Origin of the sequence: Pandoraea bronchicola, from assembly GCF_902459805.1 — a bacterium.
Classification (GTDB): Bacteria; Pseudomonadota; Gammaproteobacteria; order Burkholderiales; family Burkholderiaceae; genus Pandoraea; species Pandoraea bronchicola.
This window is the reverse complement of record NZ_CABPST010000019.1, coordinates 24450-44727: the sequence shown is the minus strand read 5'-3', so window position 1 is coordinate 44727 and position 20278 is coordinate 24450. Positions and strand designations below refer to the sequence as shown.

Sequence of the window (20278 nt, the reverse complement as noted above, 5' to 3'; positions counted from 1 at the left end):
ATGTCTTCCGTTTCAAACTGTCAAAATCATGCCGGATTTTCTACTTTTCAGTGGTACTGTTTTCTGGGGTAGGGTCATCTATCATAAACAGTCCCGGAGCCTTTAGCTGCTATCAAGTCGTCATAAATCCCCATAAACTCCACCTTTACTCAAAAATTCTTCGTGACGGACTTCCGGCTCGGTGAATGCCTCCCTGATGTTGATCCGGGAAGCGTGCGGGATGGATGTTCCACCAATTGTTCGGGCCACCGTAACTGCTCTCAATTATGTGGTGAGCATCAAACTGCCGTCAGCGATATCATGCAGCCCGACCCATAGCCCAGAAACGACAACGCCCGCGCGAGGCGGGCGTTAGATTGAGCAAGGTCAGGTCTCCTAGCCCCTTGTAATCGTTACCAACTGAATCGGACCGTCTCCAATCGAATACTCGACGTGAATCTTAATTTTCCCGAGCCGGAAGCTGTCCCACGCGGGCTTCTTACCAAGTAGAAGGATTTCCCTCTCTTCACCCGATGCCGCTGGAACACCTAAGCATACCCGAGCATCCTCACGATTCATTTCAAACATCAGTTGACCAGGAAGCCGGCTGGTGTAACCGGCAAAGCCCTCATGATCATTGGAATGCAACTGGACAGCTCCCACTGTTTCATTATCCGGAAGAACAAGGGAGATGCCGAGAGCGGGGAAGCTGACGTAACTCTGATCAACAATTGTTTCTCGTAGAGGAACATCCACTCCAGCAAGAACGGGCAACTGTCCTAGATCTTTATATCGAACGCCCAGTAGTGATTCAATGTTTTCCATTTCAGTAGAGTCCGTCTGCCCGATTCATGCGATGCAGCCTTTCAAAGGCTTCATCAATTTGTTGCTGCGTGTATCCCTCCTTGATGAGACGCGGCTCCATAACTGCCTGATCTCGGCGAACTGCAGCACCTAGATCGGATGCATCTTTAGCGATCTGGGCTGGCGTATTCCGACCGCCATAGGTGCGAGATACCTCCTGGTGAGCATCTGTTCCGATAACAAGTGTGTTCGTACGGTTTCGCAACTGAGTCGCCTCTGTGGGCGTCAACGGGCGGCCAAGCTCCCCTTCAACCTTCGTCCTAACTGCAGCAAAGGACGGCATATGGTCTGGGCTGAGGCCATCCCCCACACTCCGAGGAGCAAGATCCCCATACTTGCCGACATCTAATGCATTGACAGGACTCTGATTGCCACGCGTTCTAATTCTACTCGCTGCCGCCGCTTGTCCTGGCTGCGGAGCCTTAGGCAAATTGTACCCCGCTAACCCGCCTGCGATCCCTTCGACCGCTCCGCCAGCATCCAATAGAGCATCCTGCGTGCGTTGGCTTGCACCAAGCATGTTTGCAACCAGCGATGCCCCAGCCCCCACCGAAGACCCCAGCATCTTCTCAAGACGCACCGCACCTGGATTCGGCGCTGGGAACAGCCGCGCATTGTTGACCGCCCTTGCATCCGGCGACGCTTCGTACGTCGCATGCCGCCATGCATCCCTATACTGACCGGCAGAAAATGCATCACCGACTTCGCGGAGTCTATTGTATGTCCCGGCAATAACCTTGGCGTCATTCTCTGCTTGGAAGATCGCGTCTGCGTTCAGCCCCCCGACCTGCCCCGGCGTCGGTACGGCATACCCTTCAACTCCGGTTTCCGGGTCCACAAATGTCAACGGCCCATTGCTAGCCTGCCCAATGTCGATTTCCGTTGTCGGGGTTTGGTGCCAGATTATGTCGATACGCGGCCCGTCGTACGTTCCTCGATCCCTAAGATTCGGAGTGTTCGCGGCCCATCCTTTCATTTCATCAATTCGCCCCTGATAGTCAGGCACGACGTCTGATGTACCATTAGACGCAAGCAGAATGGACGGCTTATAGCTATTGCTTCCACCTGAGTACTGATTGAAAGCGTCAACTATCTGCCCATATGCCGCGTCGACGTCGAATCCGTTCGATGTCCCAGAGGTCGCGTAATCGCTTAGCGAAGGCTCACTACCAAACGCCCCAATGTTCCCCGATGGCCCATACATCACCGAACCGTTCCCTTTGAACCCAAGCTGATTCGTCACTGCCACCGTAGCACGCGTCGTCATAGCTTCTGTCGAGTACCGATCTGACTCCATGAGAACTTGGCCGAGCGCATTGCCAAACGCATCCGTGGCGACCTGCTGTATCGCAATTCGTCCACCTCGAAGGATTGACGTGGTTGCCGCAGCGGCCGTCCCAACCAGCACGCCCGAAACCGTGCGCCCAAGCAAACCACCTATTTCGTTATTGATCGACTGCGAGATCGAGTTGGCCCCGCCCGCATTCAAAGCACCTCCAACCGCACCACCCGCAGCACTTGCTGCTACCGATGTCCAACTGAAGCTTGATTGCAGACCGGTGACAACGCCCACTCCCTGAAGGGCGACGTTAGTTACCGCCGCGCGCAACGCGCTCGCGCCGATGGTTGCGCCAGTGATTTGGCCGCCAACGCCCGCTCCGATACCAGCACTCAACCCGCTAAGCGCGAGCTGATTGCAACTGATCCCGTTCTGCGCCCCCATCGCCATGCCTGCCAGTTGCCCGGCTAGCGAACCGGCGACTCCCCCGATTGCTGCCGCACCGACTGCTGCCGAGATCCCGCCAATCGTCGCACCGGTAACGGTAAGTCCGCCGACGGCCGTCCCGCCCAGCATCGCGGAGGCACCCGCCGACATGACACCTCCGAACGAAGCCGTGGCTGCTGCGGCCCCTTCAGCCGCCTGCACTGCCCCCATCGCAAATGCCGCCGACCCTGCCGTATAGACCGCGACCACAACCGTCACTGCGATCATGATGATCGACGCAAACCCACCACATCCACCACCACTATCGGCCTGCGGTACCGGCAGATTCGGCGTCGTATCCCCTATGATCGCGCTCGGGTCGTACGGCTTGAAGGTCTTGCTGTCGTTGTGGATCGTGCTGACGCGGTTAGGGATCGTCAGCGACTGGCCCACGCGAAGATCCGAATTGCCCGACAGCCCGTTCGCTTCCGCGATCAGGTACCACAGCTTTGAATCGCCATACGCCGAGTGCGCGATGCTCTCGAGCGTATCGCCCGATTGCACCGCCACCGCACCCGGTGCGCCCGTCGGATACTTCCCGTTGATCGGCTGGAACCCGAAGCTGAAGTCCGCCTTGTTGATGAAGTTCGGGTTACCCGTGTTCGGATCCTGCGGCGCGTTCGGGTTGATCATGTCCCCATAACGGCCCAGAACCTCACCGTCCACCACAAGTTGGCGCTGCGTGTGCCCGCCCTGATTCACATACAACACGTGACCCTGCGCGTCGTTTACGAACGTACGGTTGTTCTCCGGCTTCGTACTATCCGTCACAGACGTCAGATTGCCGTTGACGTCATAACTGCTCGTCGTCGAGCCCGGATTGAACTTGTCGCTCGATCCGTCGACACGCGCTTCCTTGTAGCCGTCGAAGCGCGCCATCGTGTACGTATAGTTGTTCGTGTACCAATCGCCATCCTGATTGGCCATCGAATAACTCACCACATTGCCCGCACCATCGTATTGCGAGTAGTTGACCTCGTACTTCGACGCTCCGTCCGACTTCGTCACCTTCTGATGCAGCAAACGCCCGTTCTGGTCGTATGTGCTCTGACGTGTCTCGCTGCCGTTACCGCCCCCTGCACCGTTAAGTGCGCTTACGTACTCCTGCGGCAATGCACCCGCCGGTCCGGTCTGGACCACGCGGTTCGCACCGTCGTAGAAACGCGTGTCAAGCAGCACGCCATCGCGCGAAACGTGTGACAACCGGTTATTGCTGTCGTAGTCGTATGCTTCCGTCGTGAGACCGTTAACCGCCGTGTACTGCGTGCGGTACGCAGCAGACGGCTGGACAATGTACCCATACTCCGGATTCCCCGCCTCGTCCGAACCGACCACTCCCCAAACGCTCGTCCACTCCGTGTGATCGAATACGCGGTCGGATTGCACGCGCGTGCCGTAGTACGTGTCGCTCGTACGATTGCCGTTCTTGTCGTAGGTGATCTTATGGCCCTGTCCGACACCGATATCACCATTGGCGTTAATGCCGTCCACCACCGTCTGACGATTCATCGCGTCGTACTTGAACCAGCGATCCTCGTCCTGGCTCTGGTCCATCGCGTTGATCACATGCGACGTGACGTGCGTGCGGTTGCCCACGGCGTCGTAGTCGATGCTGATGTGCACGCGGCCATCGGCCACATCGCGCAGACGACCCAGCGCGTCGTACGCCAGATGGTTGTCCTGGAACGTCGTGCCGTTCGTGACGGTACGCTCACGCACCTTATTACCCGCGAGGTCGTAGGCATACGTCGACGCCTGTGCAAGCGCGAAGTCGAGGATGGACGTGTTCTGACCGGCGGCATCGTAGCGGTACTGAATGTTCTGTCCGCGCGTGTTCGTCACTTGCAGCAGCTGACGCGCGTTGTCGTACGAATAGCTGTACGACGCCGCACCGATGTCCGTACGGCCGAGCAACAGACCGAAGTAGTCGTACGTCCACGTCGACATTGCCCCGTTGCCGTCCGTCTCGCCGGTCTTGCGGTTCGTGGCGTCGAACGCGGCACGCACCACCTGACCCAGCGGCTGCGTCGTCGCCACCACATTGCCGTGCAGATCGTAGTCGTACTTGATCTTCGCGCCCGAGCCATCCGTCTGCCACAGCTTGCGCCCCGCCTGGTCGTAGCCGTATGTCTGCGTCAGCGCCTGCGAACCCTGATTCACCAGCGTGCTGCCGCTGATGGCGTACACACCAACGGCGCCCATCGTCATCTGCACCAGATGGCCCAGCTTGTCGTACGCATAGTCGGTGGCGTTGCCATTGGCATCGACCAAGCGGACCTGCTGACCGAACGCGTCGTAGTAGTGGCGCATCACGCCACCGTCGGCGTGCAGGTCTTGCGTCACATTGCCTGCGGCGTCGTACGTCTGCCCATTGACGTGACCGTTTGCGTCGACCACCGCCACGGCGCGGCCCATCGCATCGTAGGTGTAGCGCGTCACGACCGATGCAGACGACTGATTGCCGTTCGCGTCGGGCTGACGTTGCTCGATGATCTGATTGCTGGCGTTGTACTTGTACGTCGTGACCCAGTACGGCGAGCGCGGATCGGAGATCGACAGCACGTTCCCCCAACGGTCGAACGTCTGGTTGATCGTCGGACGCACATTGCTCGTGCCGCCATTGGCGCCAATCGACTGCGTGACCGTCACTCCGCCCAACTGACCGGGTTGGCTCGCCGCCGTCGTGATGCTGCCGGTAGTGATGGTGTTGCCGTACTGTGTCGGCGTGCCCGGAATCCAATAGCCCGGAACGTACGTCGGCGTGGTGTTGGCGATCGACGGCATCGGCGTCACGCCCGGCACCCACACCTGTTGCTGCACGTACTGCGTCTCTTCGACTTCGTACGGCATGGCGACGACCTTGCCGTTGGACCACTGGTAGTGCGGCGCAAGAATCTGCGCGCCGTTCTCGTCGTTCCCCGTCACCACCGGCTCGCTATACAGATAGCCTGCAATGAAGTTCGCCGGATCGGCCGGATAAGCGGTGTACGGGTCCTGAACCGTGTAGCTGATCTGGTACGGCTCGGCCACAGCGACATCACCGTTCCAGGCATAGCCCTTCGCGAGGATCTGCGTACCGTTCTCGTTCAAACCGGTCGCCACCGGCGGGTTATACACCGGGCGCGGTGCACGCGTCATGTACGCCGCCGGGTCGGGCGGGTACGCCGTATAGGCCACGTCGTGCGGGCGCATCTCGTTCCAGTAGACGGTGTCGTACACCGTCTGCCACAGCAGATTGCCCGCTTCGTCTTGCGCCTGAACGGGCGCACCGCTGTTCTCGTCCGTCGTCATGACCGGCACCTGGCGCGGCACCTGGTGGGGTATCGACTCTTCCCAGTACTCCGTCCGATAGGCGGTGTACGGTAGACCGACGACGTACGAACCTGACCAGGCATAGTGGGCCGCCAGGTGGACCGTGCCGTCTTCGTCGTAAGTCGCAACCTGACTGCTGTATACCGCCGGCAAATAGCGGCTGATGTAATTCGCGGGGTTCGGCGGTGTGACGGTTTCCGTGACCACACGGTCGCGGTAAGCGGGGTATGACATCCCGACCACGATGGCGCCCTGACGCTGGTAATGATCACCCAGCGTCTCTACGCCATTCTCGTCGTAGCTCGCGACGGGCGGGCGATACAGAACCTTCGTGATGTAATTGTTCGGGTCGGGCGGGGTCACCGTGCGCTTGACGATGACCGGCACGGTCTGCGTCTCGTAATGCCCGGCCGGTGTCGGAGATACGGTCAACGTGCCCGTATAGTGCGAGCCTTCCGAGCCCACGACCGGCCCCCGCAGAATCTCGAACTCGTACGTACCAACGCCAAGGCCGCTGATGTCGACCGCTTCAAGCAGCGTCGTCACACTGTTTTCGCTGACAGTATTGGTATAGCTGCTGACCGGCAATGTCTGCCACGCACCACCCGGCACGCGATAGCGGAAGACAGCCGTCTCGCCATGGGCTTCCACGGTCCAACGAATAGTGTTCGCGTTGTGGCTGCCGACGATCTCGCCGTGCTCACCTGTGCCGTCTTCGTTCGTCACGACTGTGGACGAACCACCCACATAGTCGTAGGCCACCCACACATTGTTAATGACCGGCATATTGACCGGCGGGACCCACTGGTCGGCGGTCGCCGCCACCACCGTCATGGAACCGGTCGAGTGTGCATACGGCGTCGACTCGCCTTGTCGCTGCCAGAGGAGCTCGTATTCGTACGTGCCCGCTCCGAGAGCGTTCATGTCGAAACCGTCGTATCCCGGTAGGAACGAGTTGTACGGATGCACGATCGGCATCGTCGACCACGCCCCATTGCTGCCGGCCACCCGGTAGCGGAACGTCTGCGTCACGTTGTCCGGCGCGCTCTGCCAGGTGAAATCCTTGGCTTGCGAATGAAAGTTGCCGTTTGTCGCGACGCCCGGTCCGATCGGGAACGACAGGCTCGCAAGTTGCGACAGGTTCACCGCCATCGTGCCGGAGGCCGTCACCTGTGTGGTGCCCGCCGTATTGGTCGAGAGCACACGGTACTCGTAGTTGCCTGCGGCCAGCCCCGTCGTGTCGAAGCGGTACGCGTCGCCGAAGTTGACGCCCGACAACGACGTCCAGCCGCCATCGCCCGCCGTACCGACGGCGCGGACTTGCAGCAGGACGTTCGTCGTTGTATTCGACGGGAGACCGACTTCGATCTGGCTGACTGTCTGCAACGACGGGTTCTGGTTGATCACCAGTTGCCAGTTGCCGTTGACATCCTTCTTGTAAACGCGCACGGCGTCGACTTTACTGATGCCGCCGTTGGTGCCGTTCGCGTCGGACCACGCAATGGATACGCCGTTACCCGCCTGCTCGTTCGTGAAAATCTGACTGCGGGTACGGGGTACGCCCGTCAGCAGGATACCGGTCGGCCCTCCGCTCTCATTGCCGGACTCATTCGAATCATTCGGATTAACGGGCACATTAGCTGTCGTGTAATCGAACTCGACGCGAATATCGCCGCTCCCCAACTGCGCGAGGCTCCACGAGAAGTTGACGCTCGATGCCGTGTTCCACACGACCGAACCGTCTTCCGCGTAGCCATACGTCGCTGGCGTTGTCGTGTAGGTCGCCTGCACACCGCGCACCGTCACGCCGCCAGCGGACTCGGCACGTGCAGCGCCGGTGCGTGACACGACGTGCCCGAGCGCGTCGTACACGAGATCCGTGCGACGTCCCTCGCTGAGGCCCGCCACCTGATCCGGGCTGGCGAACGCCTTCATATCGTAATTCGCGCCGCCTGCGCCCGCGCTACGCACTTCGGCTGTGACGTGACCATCGAGGTCGTACAGCGAAACCTTGTCGATGCCGTCGCCGCTATTGGTGCGCCACAGATGGCCTGCACCGTCATAGTCGAAATACTCCTGACGGCCACCGCCTATACCCCGGCGAATCATCTCGCCGAAGCCGTTGTATTCCATCGCCGTGTCGATGACCCCGGCCGCTGCCTGCGAAACCGTCGTGATCGCCCCGTTCGATATCACCGAAGTCGACGCCGGTTCGATCACATGCGTCTGGCGGCCAAGCTTGTCGTACTGATACGCCTTGAAGATCGTGTGCGACGCCCCGTCGTTGCCGGTGACAATCTGCCACTCCTTGACCAGACGTCCGGCGGCGTCGTAAGACGAGTAATGCCCGACACCCGCTGCATCGCTCATCTGCAGCACCTTGCCGTGCGCATCGAAGACCGCCATCGTCGTACGATCTGCCGCGCTCGCGCCTGCGTCGACGTAGGTCGCGTCGTTGGCCGACGCCGCACCGTTGCCGCGCACCACCGTCATGACGGCGTTGCCGTAAGCATCGCGATAAAAGACATTGAGCGGCGTGAAGGCCGCACCGCTCACGCCGCTGTTTCGCACCGGCCCGGTCGTTGCCGTCAGGCGGCCCAACGCGTCGAAGTAGCTGTGCGTGGTGCCGCTATCAGCCGAAATGGTCGTCGTGAGGTTACCGACAGCGTCGTAGCGATACTGCGTGACGAGGTTGCCGCGCGTCGACGAGCCGTCGCTGGCCGTGCTGTACTGCACATCAACACGCGTCTCCGACAACTTGCGGCTCATCGCGTCGTACGTCGTGACCATGGTGCGGTCGTCGCTCGACGTTACGGGGCGTCCGAACGCCGCCAGCGACCAGCCGCCGCCAGCCAGCGCGTTCGCGTACTCGGTGTGCGAGGTGAGGTTGCCTGCTCCGTCGTACGCCTGCGTGGTCACATACCCCATCGCATCGACGGTCGCGACTTGCTGGCCGCGCAAGTCGTAGTACTGATACGTCGAATTCCACTGGTTCGTGACGGCGTTGCGCAGCGTGGCGATCTGCACCAGTTCGCCGAACGCGTTGTAGGTGTTCTGCGTCGTGCGGCCTGCCGAGAAGTACTGCGCGCTGCCGCCCGCGCTCGAATCGTAGACAAACGACTGCGGCTCGACCACGCGCAGCGTGTGGCCCAACTGGTCGTAGGTTGTCGTGATGACGCGGTCGCCCACGCCGGCGTTCGGCAGCGCTGCGAGCGCCGTCTTTACCTGTGCTGCCGTCGGCGCCTGTGCGCCGTTGCCCACGGTGACCGCGCCCGCGTAGCGCGTAAGCCGCGTCACTTCGCCGAACTGGTTGCGGGTGTACTCGGTGACGTACCCCATTGCATCCACGTCGTGAATGACGTTGCCCAGCTTGTCGTAAGTCTTGTAGCTCCAGTTACCCGACACGTCGAGGTTGGCGACGGCGTTACCGAGTGCGTCGTAGATCGTCTGCGACGTCAGCTCCGTGAGGTTGTCGACACGATTCGCCAGACCGTTTGCGCCATTGACGACAAGGTTGTCGCGCGTAGCGTCATAGACACCGACCGGCGGGAACGTCGTCTTGATCTGGTGGCCGGCTGCGTCGTAGTCGTAGCGGGTGGTGCGCGCCTCGGGGCGTCCGAACGCTTCCGTGCGCGAGACCACGCGGCCGAGCGCGTCGTAGACGGTACGCGTGACCACGCTCGCGACTACGGAGTTCGCCGTGTCCACGACGAGGTTGCCGCTCGCGTCCGTCTTGAGCACCGTGAGGTTGACCGGCGGCGCAGTTTCCGTCGTCAGACGGCCTGCCGCGTCGTAATCGTAGCGCCAGACGTCGCCCTTCTTGTTGGTGAACGTGATCTTGTTGCCGAGGCCGTCGTACGTATATGACTCAGTGAAGCCGAGCGCGTCGCGGGTGCTCAGCATGTGCCCCGTCGCGTCGTACGTCATCGTGGTGACACGATCGAGCGTGGCAGACGGCACAAGCGCGCCGGAGACGCCAGCAGTCGTCCACGTCGTTGTGGCAGAGATAGCCAGCCCGTACTGGGTCGTCGACACCACTCGGCCGAAAGCATCGTAAGTGTTCGCCGTTACGAAGCCGAGCGAGTCGATCTGATAGATCGCCTGACCGTCAGCGTTGTACAGCGTGTGCGTCACGCGATCGCTCGCAGCGTCGGCGCTCAGACGCGAGCGCACTGCGCTCACCCCAGTTGCCGGATCGAAGTTCGTCAGATCGATGCGGTTGGCATAAGCGCGCGTGGCCACCACGTGACCGACCGCGTCGTACGTGGCTTCGAGCACGGCCCCCGAAGCGTCGATGGTGAAGATCGCCCGGCCTGCGGCGTCGAAGACGTATTTGGTAGAGCGGTCGTTGGCGGCGTTCGCCGAGACAAGTGCCTTGACGGACGCCGACGTCGCCGTGCCCGACACCGTGACCGGCGTGGCGTACGTGAGACGCTCGATCACATGCCCGTCAGCGTCGTAACGCTGCATCGTCACCGCGCCCGATGCACCGATCTGGTAGACGAGGCGGCCTGCCGCGTCGTAGGTCATGCGTGTGGTCTGATCGCCGTCAGACGCAACCACGCTGCTCGGTGCGGTCGATGCGCCTACTGCCTGGGCAAACCGCGTCTGGCTGATCAGATTACCGTCGGCGTCGTAGACATACTTGACGACACTACCTACGCCGTTGGCGCTCCACGTCAGGCGACTCGCCGCGTCATAGACATTGCGGTCGTGCTGATCGTGCGCGGCGTCGGCCAGCGAGATCGCCACCGTCGACAGCGCCCCGACCGTCATCGCCGTGCCGGTGGGCACTGGCTTCGCGTAGACGATCTTGTCGACGATATTGCCGTTGGCGTCGTACTGGAACGCCGTCAGCGTTCCGGCTGCGCTGACCGAATAGACCGGCCGGTTGATGGCGTCATAGACCGTGCGCACCGCCTGATCATGGGCCGCATCGGCGACCACCGACGGATTGCTCACGCCGTTCCACGTCGCCAGATTGATGCGGTTTGCGTAAGCCAGACGCTCCGTGACGTTGCCCGACTTGTCGTAGGTGAAGCGCACGACCGCGCCCGCGCCATCGACGGTGTATTTGAGATGGCCTACCGTGTCGTAAAGGCGTCGCTCGGAGATATCGGAAACGGACGTCTGAATCAACGTTGCCAGCGTCGCCGCGCTCGTGCCGGCCGTTGCCAGATTGGCCGCGCTCATCGGCATCGCGTAGTGAACGACACGCGTGACGCGTCCTTCGCCATCGTAGGTGTTGCCCACGACGTTACCCAACGGATCGACCGTATAGGCGACTTGTCCCTTGGCGTCGTAGAAGTAGCGCGTGACGTTGCCGTTGGCATCCGTCGACGAGACGACGTTGCCCGCCGCGTCGTAGGCGTAACGGCGCGTGATCGCAAGCCCGGCGGGATCGATCGTCTCCGACGTACGGCGTCCCGCGACGTCGTATTCGTACTTCGTCGTGACACCGCCCGGCGTCACAACCGTGAGCACATTGCCCACCTGATCGTACAGGTAGTGCGTCGTCAGATTCAGGCCGCCCGGATCGACCACACGGGCACTGATGTGACCGTTGTTGTCGAAGTCGGTGCGCGTGACCGTGCCGTTCGGGTCGGTGACGGTGATCTGCTGGCCCTTGGCGTCGTACGAGTAGCGCGTGACAAGGTTCAGCCCGCTCGGATCGACGGTACGCGTGAGCGCACGACCGGCCGCGTCGTACGTGTACACGACCTTGTTGCCGTTCGGATCCTCGGTTTCGATGAGGTGCCCGGCGGCATCGTACTTGTTGACGGTCTGACGAATGTCGTCGGCGGTCGTCAGCAGGTTGCCGTCATGGTCGTACTGATAGATCGTCTGGTAGCCGCGTCCGTCGGTGATCGTCGTAGTGCGACCCAGACTGTCATGCGCGGTGACCACGCTGACGCTGTCCGGCGTTGTTACCGTGGTAGTGCGCCCAGCCAAGTCGTAGCTGAACTTCGTGACGTTGCCCAGCGAGTCCTTTTGCGTCAGCACGCGATCGAACGCATCGTAGGTCGTCGAATGCGAAGCGTCGAGTGCGTCGACCACTTTAATCTGGCGGCCCAACGCGTCGTAGGTGTACGACGTGGCGTTGCCGTTCGCATCGATGGTGCGCACTGCACGGCCAAAGGCATCGTATTCGGTACGCGTCTTGATGTTGAGCGCCGCCGGGTCGAGCGACGACGAGATGCGGTTGCCCCGGTGATCGTAGGTGAACACCTGGGTCTGCGACATCGCCCCGTTGTTGGTCGTGCGCGAGACCTCCTGGCCGAACGCATCGTAGGCGTGCGTGACAACGCCGCCGACGCCGTTCGTTTCCGTCGCCAGCGTGCCATCGGTGTTGTACGTGTAGCTGACACGTGTATCCGCCACCGGATTGCGCAGCGACACCAGCAGCGCCCTGTCGGCATCCGAAATCACGCCACCCGGCGCCGTCAGGTTTTGTACGCGCGTCGCCAGGAGCGTCGTCGACACCAATTGCCCCAGCGCGTTGTACTCGCGCGCCGAGACCTCGCCGAGCGCATTGACGGTGAAGTTCAGATTGCCGTCGGCGTCATAGAAGTAGCGGGTCCGGTTGCCCAGCGCGTCGGTCATCGACGTACGGCGGCCGGCGGCGTCGTAGGTGTACTGAATCGAGTACTTCGACCACACCGTGTCGATCTGCGCCTGCGTCATGCCAGCCGTGATCTGTGCCGCGCCTTCCGCGGAAAGCGCCGCCACAAGACGGCCCAGCACGTCATAGCGGGCAAGCGATGTCGAAGCATCAGGCGTGCCTACGGCGCGCGTGCGCTCGATCAGGTTGCCCAACGCGTCATACTTGTTAGTCGTGACCGTGCCTTCCGGGTCGATCTGCGAGACGATCCGGTCGAGCGTGTCGTAAGTGGTCGTGATCACCTGATCGTTCGCACTGGCCGTCGGGCGCAACTGGTCGATCGTCGTCCCGAATTCCATCCACACCGTGACCGGATTGGCGTAGCGGATCACCTTCGTGACGTTGCCCCGCGCGTCATACACGCGTTCGGTCAGGTAGCCACCCGAGATCTCACCGACGATGCGGCCCGATGCGTCGTACACCGTGGCCGAGTACAGGTCGGCAGGCTTCGACGCTGGGATCAGTTGGTAAATCGTGCCAGTCGCCCGGATCGACGGGTTTGTCACCGTACTGAAACGAATGCGTTCGCGCTGACGCCCTGCCGCATCGTACGTGTACTGCGTCATGTAGCCGTCGGCGTCGATCGTCGCTTCGAGCTTGCCGTCGTTCGTGTAGAAGTTGCGCGTCAGGCGATCGTCCGACGACGCGGCGGGCGCTACGGCGGACGCCACCGGATTGTCGCCCAGCGTCGTCACATCGACGCGCTTCGCATACTGAACGGTGGCGACGAGGCGCGACGCGCCGTCGTACCGCATCTCCATGACTGCGCCCGTCGCGCTGATCGTCTTCACCAGACGGCCATCGGCGTCGTAGACGCGCCAGCTCGACGTATCGGACGCCGTAACTGCAGGACGCAGGCTGTCGAGCGACGCCCCGGTCGGCTTGCCCGACGCATCGGACAGCACCGAGACATTGACCGCCGTCGCATAACCGAGTGTGCGGACCAGATTACCCGCCGCGTCGTACCGGTACTCCGTTACGCTGCCGTTCGCATCGATATCTGCGGACTTTCGGCCCAACGCGTCGTATGTGTACCAGTGGCGCTGACCGGTGGCATCCTGCGTCATCAGCAGGCGTCCGTCAGCGTCGTAAGCGTAAGTCGTCTGGCCCAGCACCGTGCCGCTCGCGGCCGTCTGCGTCACGCTCGTCACATGACCGGCACGGTCGTACGTCGAGAGGGTCGCAACGCCGTTCGCCGCCGTTACGATGGTGCGCTGGTTGGCGTCGTCGTAGCGCGTTGTGATAGTGTTCCCGGCGGCGTCCGTGGTCGCCACCAGACGTCCGAGTCCGTCGAACACATAGAGCGTCGCGCCGCTATTGGCGTTGACGGTCTTGAGCAGTTGTCCGTGCTGGTCGTAGACGAACGTATCGACCGACTGCGAACCGTCCGCAATCCCCGCGCCATTCGCATCGGTGCGCTGGAAAGTCGTTCGCGTGGCCAGTTGCCCACGCATGTCGTACGTCATATCCGTGCGCAGGATCGCCGGCTTGTTCTGCCCGGCGGCCCACTGCACCATCTCGGCTTCGCTTGGCGCGTGGTCCGTCGCGAGACTGGCGACCGGATATGTCGCGCCGAGGTACTGAATCGCGCCGACACGTTGTCCCAGCGCGTTGTAGACATACTCGGTCACGCGCCCTTCCGGGCTGATGACGAAGCGCTGCTGGTTTTTGCCCGTGCTGTCGTAGACGTAGCGCACCGTTGCCGTGAACGTCGCCCAGCCCGTCGCCGGATCGAAGCCCAGCGCCGTCGTCTCGGTCAGCAGTTTGTTGTTGGCGTCGTACGTCCGGGTGATGACGTTGCCCAGCGCGTCCGTCTGACGCCAGATGTTGCCGTAGGCGTCATAGTCAAACTTGATCGCGTTGCCGTTCTCGTCGGTCACACGGACGACATCGCCCGCATTGTCGTACTCGAAGCGGCGCACAGCCGTGACACCGCCCACCGCCGGTCCGGTGACGGACAACAATTGGCTCTGCGCGTCGTACGCAAAGACACTCGCCTGCCCCATCGGGTCGATCACGGTTGTCTTGCGATTGGCGGTGTCGTAGCCGTACTGCGTCTTGTTGCCAAGACCGTCCGTCACGCTCGCCACGCGAAAATCGCTGCCGATCTGAACGTAGGTCAGCGTGAGCGAAGTGCCGTCGCTTTGCTTGACGCTCGCAACACGTGTGCTGTCGCCGTCGTAGGTGTAGTCGGTGCGATAGACGTTGCCATCGGTAATGTCGTTGTCGTCCGGCGACAGATCGACGATTACCGTCATGAGCCGGTGGCTTGCATCGTACTGATAACGCACCGCAGTCGTATTGCGGGTACCGTTGGCTGCCGTCGTAACAGAGCGAATGCCGGTCAGATCGCCGTTCGTGTAATCGAAGTAGGTCGTTTCGCCACTCGACGAAACCACGCTCGCGATGGAGTTGTCGGCGTTATAGAAATACGAGACCTGGTTACCCGACGGGTCGGAGGTGCTCAGCAGATTACCGTTGCCAGTGCCGTCATAACGCTCCTTCAAGCCGGTCGTGCCGTCGGTCCATACAAACTGACCGTTGACGTAGTCGTACGTAATCGTGTTGTAAGCACCGTCGCCGTCCGTGCTGATGTAAAGCCGCTGCGTCGAGTCGTACATGTACGTCGAGCGCGAGCCGTCTGCACCGGTTCGGGTGACGCTGCTGCCATACATCAGCAAGCTGCCGGTCAGCGAGAGCTGCTGCGCCGGACCGACACGCCATCCGCCAGCCACTGTGCCCTGACTGTTATAGGTGCGAAGGGTCGCGACGTTCAGACCGACGCCAGCCAGACGGTCGTCAAGGTCGCTCAGGACCAGATTGCCGTTGGAAACGTTGACGTAAGCCTTCTCCCCGCTTTGCCCCGATGCAGCCGCCCCGTAGTTTCCCCACTTGCCGAGCGTTACGAGCGAGCTGAGCGCCAATCCCAGATTGTTGCCGCTGACAATCGCTACCATAGTCCGTCGCCTGTTATCGATATTTGTTGGACGGGCGACACACGCCGGATGCGATTGGCGCGCGACTTGCCCTGATAGCAAGTTATCAGGCAATTTTCTGAAATGTTTAGGTGTTCTTCGTAATAAAAATCTCCCCAATGGTGCGCTCAATCACATCGAAGCAATGATCGATTCGAAATCGACATACGCAAAAAGGCAGACGACCCGGGATACGGGCCGCCTGCCTTTTTCGATTTGTCGCTTATTGACTACCTACCGATTTCTCGCGAAGCGGCGATTCGTCAGCCAGCGCCTTAAACACCCACAGGGAGCTTGAACTCGGGCAATTGCTGCTCCGGCAGTTCGATACCTTCCCAGTTCGCGCCCTCGACGAGCTCGTCAGTGCAATGGGAGATCACCACGAAACCATTGGCGATGTAGCTGCCGCCCTGATCCACGGCAAGGTGATACAGCGGGGTTTCCGGCGCCAGGTAGCAGAACGTCGGGCGAATGCGCTTCCAGCCGTCGACGTGCGCGTGTTCGTTCGGAATGTCCCAACGCATCATGGTCGGGGGATTCTCCAGCACCGAACCGGTACCGACTTGGGTTTCGTACCAATATTGGTGAAAGTTATACGTTCCCCACCATTGCACGCCGTCGCCGCTGCGCGACCACAGCGAGTGTTCATCGCTAACGTACAGCGGATCGCCGTCACCGGCATCCAGCTCAATGATCCGGCGGTTGGCGCCGAGGCTCGTGATTTCGAGTTCCTTGACCGTCGCCTCGCCCATCAGCGTGCGCACCCTCTCGCCACCCACGAAGCTCTCTACGGCCTTGGTGGTGCCATCGGCCAGAAGAACCTGGGTACCGGCCATCACGCAGCACACGCCGCCGCCGCCGCTGCAACCCAGGTTGACAATGACCGTGCCAGCGACATTGCGGCGCAACGGAGCCTTATGGATTCCCCAGCCACCGTCGCCATCTACCGGCTTGCGGTATTGAACCATGCTGACTTCGTCGTGGTTGCCCTGCTGCGCTTGCTGCGCCACTACCCCATTTTGCGTCTTCATTCATTTCTCCATGATTTGATACACGCGGGAACCGGCGCCGACGACCCTGACGCAGCGATTCGATGCTCCTGCAATCCATATATCCATGGGTTTTCAGTCTGGTTTAGGGGTTGATGGATATTTTTTTGCGTGAGTCCGAATTCGTGTTTGCAGCGCAACATCAGCACTGCGAGCGCGGAAAAAGCCACTTAGAATTTGCGGCCAGCCGTCATCGACTACCTCTCAGTGCCTCCTCATGCTCCAGAAAACACTCGCCGCCTCCGCGCTCATCCTTCTCGCCAGCATCCCGGCGCACGCTGCCAAGGTCGTCACCATCGGCTTCGCCGGGTCACTCACCGGCAGTCAGGCGCATCTCGGGAAGGAAATCGAACAGGGTATCCGCCTCGCACTAGAGGAAATCAACGCACAGCATCCGAAGATTCGAGGTGAAACCATCGAGTTCCGGCTCGATGCTCAGGACGACGCCGCCGACCCGCGGCTGGCTACGACCGTTGCACAACGCTTCATCGACAATGGCGTGATTGCAGTGATTGGCCACGAAAGCTCCAGCGCGTCCATTGCCACTGCCCGCTTATACGCGGCAGCAGGCATCGCCGAAATCACGCCGTCGGCGACCAATCCCGAATTCACGCGGCTAGGCTATCGCACGGCGTTCCGCATGGTGCCGAACGACAACTTCCTGGGCAAGGCCATCGCAACGTACACGACCACCACGTTGAAGGCTCGCCGCATCGCGGTGCTTGACGATCGGTCGGCGTACGGGCAGGGAATCGCGGACGTCTTCGCCGATAGCGTTCGTAACTCGGGGGCGACCATCGTGTCTCGCGAATACACGAATGACAAGGCGGTCGACTTCAAACCGCAACTCACTCGAATCAAACGATCACAGCCGGACGCCGTTTTCTTTGGTGGCATGGATGCACAAGCGGGCATGGTGCTCAAACAGCTCAAGCAGTTGTCGATCGACACGCCGTTCGCCGGTGGCGACGGCATTTGTACCGGAACGCTTCCGCAATTGGCCGGTTCGTCCTTCATCGATAACGTCGTGTGCGCCGATGCAGGCTTGTCGCTGAACGCCATGCCAGGGGGAGTGACATTCGCGAAACGGTTCCAATCCCGCTTCGGCGAGCCGGTGAAACTCTATGCGCCGTATGCATACGACACGACGATGGCCATCTATCGTGCCGTACTTGACGCCCAGTCCGTGGACGCTGCGCGCATTGTCGACGCGCTGCATCGAATCTCCTTTGCCGGTGTCTCTGGCCAGATCAGCTTCGATGAGCACGGAGACCTTCGCTCCCCGGTAGCGACCATCACTCGTTATCAAGACAGCGTGAAGACGCCCATTACGATCGTTCGCGATTGATGCCCGCTACGGGAAGCGCCGTGTCGGCCGCTGTGGCAAATGTCTCGTGTGATACATTCGCCACAGTCGTGTCGTGACGATTTGACAGATTCCTGGCTACGCTTTCAGCCACATCCCTAGCGAGTTCCCCATGTCCGACGCTTTCGAGCTAACCGAGTCCACTTCCTTCGAAGCTCTCCTTTCCGCAGGGATGACCGCAAACGAACGAGGAAACGCTGCGGTTGCGCTCGACTGCTTTGCAAAGGCCGCGGAGCTTGCCCCGGCCGATCCCCGCCCCTTCCATCTCGCGGCCGCGACCTGGGCGCAATCCGGTCAATTCGACGCCGCCAACGACGCCTTCCGCGAAGCCCTGATCCGGGATCCCGCGCTTGACGTCGCCCGCTTTCAATGGGGGCTGATGCAATATGGTCAGCAGACGATGGAGACTGCTGCATCCATCTGGCGACCGCTGCTGTCGCTCCCCGAGGGTGCGCCGCTACGCCTGTTCGTCGAGGGATTGCTGGCCGTTGCCGACGGAGACATTCCGGGTGCCATCGGCCGACTTGAAGACGGCATGACTGCCAATACGGGGAATCCGCCGTTGAACGCGGATATGGGGAAGATCGTCGAGGGATTACGGCCGCTGATGCCTGTCGAGGACGCCACACGTGCCGGCAACGAAACCGATTCCGAGGCGCAGACCGACGAGCACTTCCTGCTCGGCGCTTACCGCTCACCTGACCAGCCGTTGCACTGACGTTGCATCAGCGTCGCACGCATGACGGCACCGACACCTATCCATGACAACCCCGGTCAACAACGTTTCCGCTCAACTCGCCCAGCAGATCGCCGGGCTGATTCGCACACAGGTTGGCTCGCTGCGCAAGAAGTCGCCAGCGGGGCGTCATGAACGCAGCGAAGTCCAGCACGACGCTACGCAAAGCGCCCCGGAGGACCTGGCTTCGGTCGTTGCTCGCCGCATTCAGGAAATCGACAACGAGACGCCCAACCCCGAGCGGCGCGCATTTCATATCTTCCTGGAGTCGGTCGTGCTCGCCGAGCTGGGCGAACACCTTGCCAACGATCCCGGCTTCTACCAACTGATCGAAGACGTCCACCAGCAGATGGAAGCGGACCCGAAGCTGGGCCCGCTCGTCGGTCAGGCAGGCGCGTTATTGCTCGGTCGTACCCAAAGCGTCTGACTCGCCTCGCAACACTCTGGCCTGACGCGCCAGTACCATGCCCGACATACGCTTCACTGCCTCGACATCGCTCAGTTCTCCGTCGAGCATCGCCTGCGCGAACTTCGCGGTCAGGCAACCTCGATCAAGCCCGAACGCTCGGGCGACCGCGGCGCGGGCCTCATCTTCCCGACGCTCGAAATAGTTGACGACCGCCATCGCACCATGCGAATCGGCGAAATTGCGATCGAGCGACAGCGCGTGCTCGAAGTCAGCACGCGCCTGCGCGACGTCGTTCGTCGTCAACGCCGCCCAGCCCTTTCCGTGCCAAGTGCCGATGTGCGACGGCATGTGCTTGACGGCACGGGCAAATGCCGAGCGCGCCCCTTCGCTGTCGAGCAGCGCAAGGAGTGCGAAGCCCATTCCCGACCATGCGCGACCGTCCTCCGGATGCGTCCGAAGCGCAGCGGTGAAGCACTGCTTCGCCTGATCCGATTGCTGGTTGCCCAGCGCCATCGACCCCAGCGCGACCAGCGCCTCGTGTTGCTCGGGCAGGTGCTGGAGCGCGAATTGCGCCCACGGCGCAACGTCGGCAAAGGCGGCAGCGTCGACCGCCATCAGCGATGCAACACCCGCCGCCTGCGGCCCCAGCAGGTTGCTTGCTTGCCACTGGCGCGCGCGCGCCAGCGCGTCGCGGAACATCGATGCGTGATGCGCCGCGCGCAACCATAGCGCGCGCGTGGTGTCGTCGACGTCGACAAGATCGATCCATGGCGAGAGCAGCGCGTCGACACGTGCGAAGTCGCCGGACTGAAATGCAATGTAGGCAAGGTTATGCGCCAGCCCCGGGTTGTCACCAAACTCCGCACGCAAGTCGTCGAACAAGGTCTTCGCACGTGCCCAGTCGTGTGCCGCGAGCGCGAGGTTGCCAAGCCGGAAACGCCACATCGGCGCAAGTTGCTGCTCCGGAAGTGCTCCGTCGAACAAGGCTTGCGCCTGCGCACGGTCGCCCGCGCCGAGCGCCGTATCGAAGGCGTCGGCACGTAGCGCGTCGTTGCCCGGATCGCTCGCGAGATACCCCAGAAGGCGCTCAAGCCTTGCCTCGTCGTGCGCACCGGCCGTGTGCGACGTCGGCGTCTCAGTCATGTCGTTTCTCCATGTTTGA

At 61.5% G+C, this 20278-nt stretch carries 7 protein-coding genes; 3 read left to right on the top strand and 4 right to left on the bottom strand.

Annotated elements, in window-relative coordinates; all coding sequences use genetic code 11:
• Positions 1-375: 375 nt before the first annotated feature.
• From PBR20603_RS23360 to PBR20603_RS23350, 3 genes are all read right to left on the bottom strand, one after another.
• A complete protein-coding gene (locus PBR20603_RS23360) occupies positions 376-804 on the bottom strand; it encodes a hypothetical protein (RefSeq protein ID WP_150561845.1) in 429 nt (142 codons plus the stop codon).
• Position 805: 1 nt separating this feature from the next.
• Positions 806-15538, bottom strand: a complete 14733-nt coding sequence (locus tag PBR20603_RS23355; RefSeq protein WP_150561844.1) for a LysM peptidoglycan-binding domain-containing protein — start codon at positions 15536-15538, stop codon at positions 806-808.
• A gap of 293 nt (positions 15539-15831) precedes the next feature.
• Entirely contained in the window at positions 15832-16587 is a 756-nt protein-coding gene (locus tag PBR20603_RS23350) for a hypothetical protein (protein ID WP_150561843.1), read from the bottom strand.
• Between the two features lie 235 nt (positions 16588-16822).
• Between PBR20603_RS23350 and PBR20603_RS23345 the strand changes: the two genes are divergently transcribed.
• From PBR20603_RS23345 to PBR20603_RS23335, 3 genes are all read left to right on the top strand, one after another.
• Positions 16823-17953, top strand: a complete 1131-nt coding sequence (locus PBR20603_RS23345) for a branched-chain amino acid ABC transporter substrate-binding protein (RefSeq protein WP_150561842.1) — start codon at positions 16823-16825, stop codon at positions 17951-17953.
• A 130-nt stretch (positions 17954-18083) separates the two neighbouring features.
• Entirely contained in the window at positions 18084-18689 is a 606-nt protein-coding gene (locus PBR20603_RS23340; protein WP_150561841.1) for a tetratricopeptide repeat protein, read from the top strand.
• A gap of 43 nt (positions 18690-18732) precedes the next feature.
• Entirely contained in the window at positions 18733-19134 is a 402-nt protein-coding gene (locus tag PBR20603_RS23335; RefSeq protein WP_150561840.1) for a hypothetical protein, read from the top strand.
• Here the strand turns inward: PBR20603_RS23335 and PBR20603_RS23330 are convergent.
• Positions 19105-20259: a tetratricopeptide repeat protein gene (locus PBR20603_RS23330; protein WP_174978041.1), complete on the bottom strand. Its 1155-nt coding sequence runs from the start codon at positions 20257-20259 to the stop codon at positions 19105-19107. The two genes, PBR20603_RS23335 and PBR20603_RS23330, sit on opposite strands and share 30 nt — an antisense overlap.
• Positions 20260-20278: the final 19 nt, after the last annotated feature.

Excerpts from the sequence above, each read along its gene's own strand:
- PBR20603_RS23360 (WP_150561845.1), bottom strand. The coding sequence starts at position 804 with ATGGAAAACATTGAATCACTACTGGGCGTTCGATATAAAGATCTAGGA.
- PBR20603_RS23355 (WP_150561844.1), bottom strand. The coding sequence starts at position 15,538 with ATGGTAGCGATTGTCAGCGGCAACAATCTGGGATTGGCGCTCAGCTCG.
- PBR20603_RS23350 (WP_150561843.1), bottom strand. The coding sequence starts at position 16,587 with ATGAAGACGCAAAATGGGGTAGTGGCGCAGCAAGCGCAGCAGGGCAAC.
- PBR20603_RS23345 (WP_150561842.1), top strand. The coding sequence starts at position 16,823 with ATGCTCCAGAAAACACTCGCCGCCTCCGCGCTCATCCTTCTCGCCAGC.
- PBR20603_RS23340 (WP_150561841.1), top strand. The coding sequence starts at position 18,084 with ATGTCCGACGCTTTCGAGCTAACCGAGTCCACTTCCTTCGAAGCTCTC.
- PBR20603_RS23335 (WP_150561840.1), top strand. The coding sequence starts at position 18,733 with ATGACAACCCCGGTCAACAACGTTTCCGCTCAACTCGCCCAGCAGATC.
- PBR20603_RS23330 (WP_174978041.1), bottom strand. The coding sequence starts at position 20,259 with ATGACTGAGACGCCGACGTCGCACACGGCCGGTGCGCACGACGAGGCA.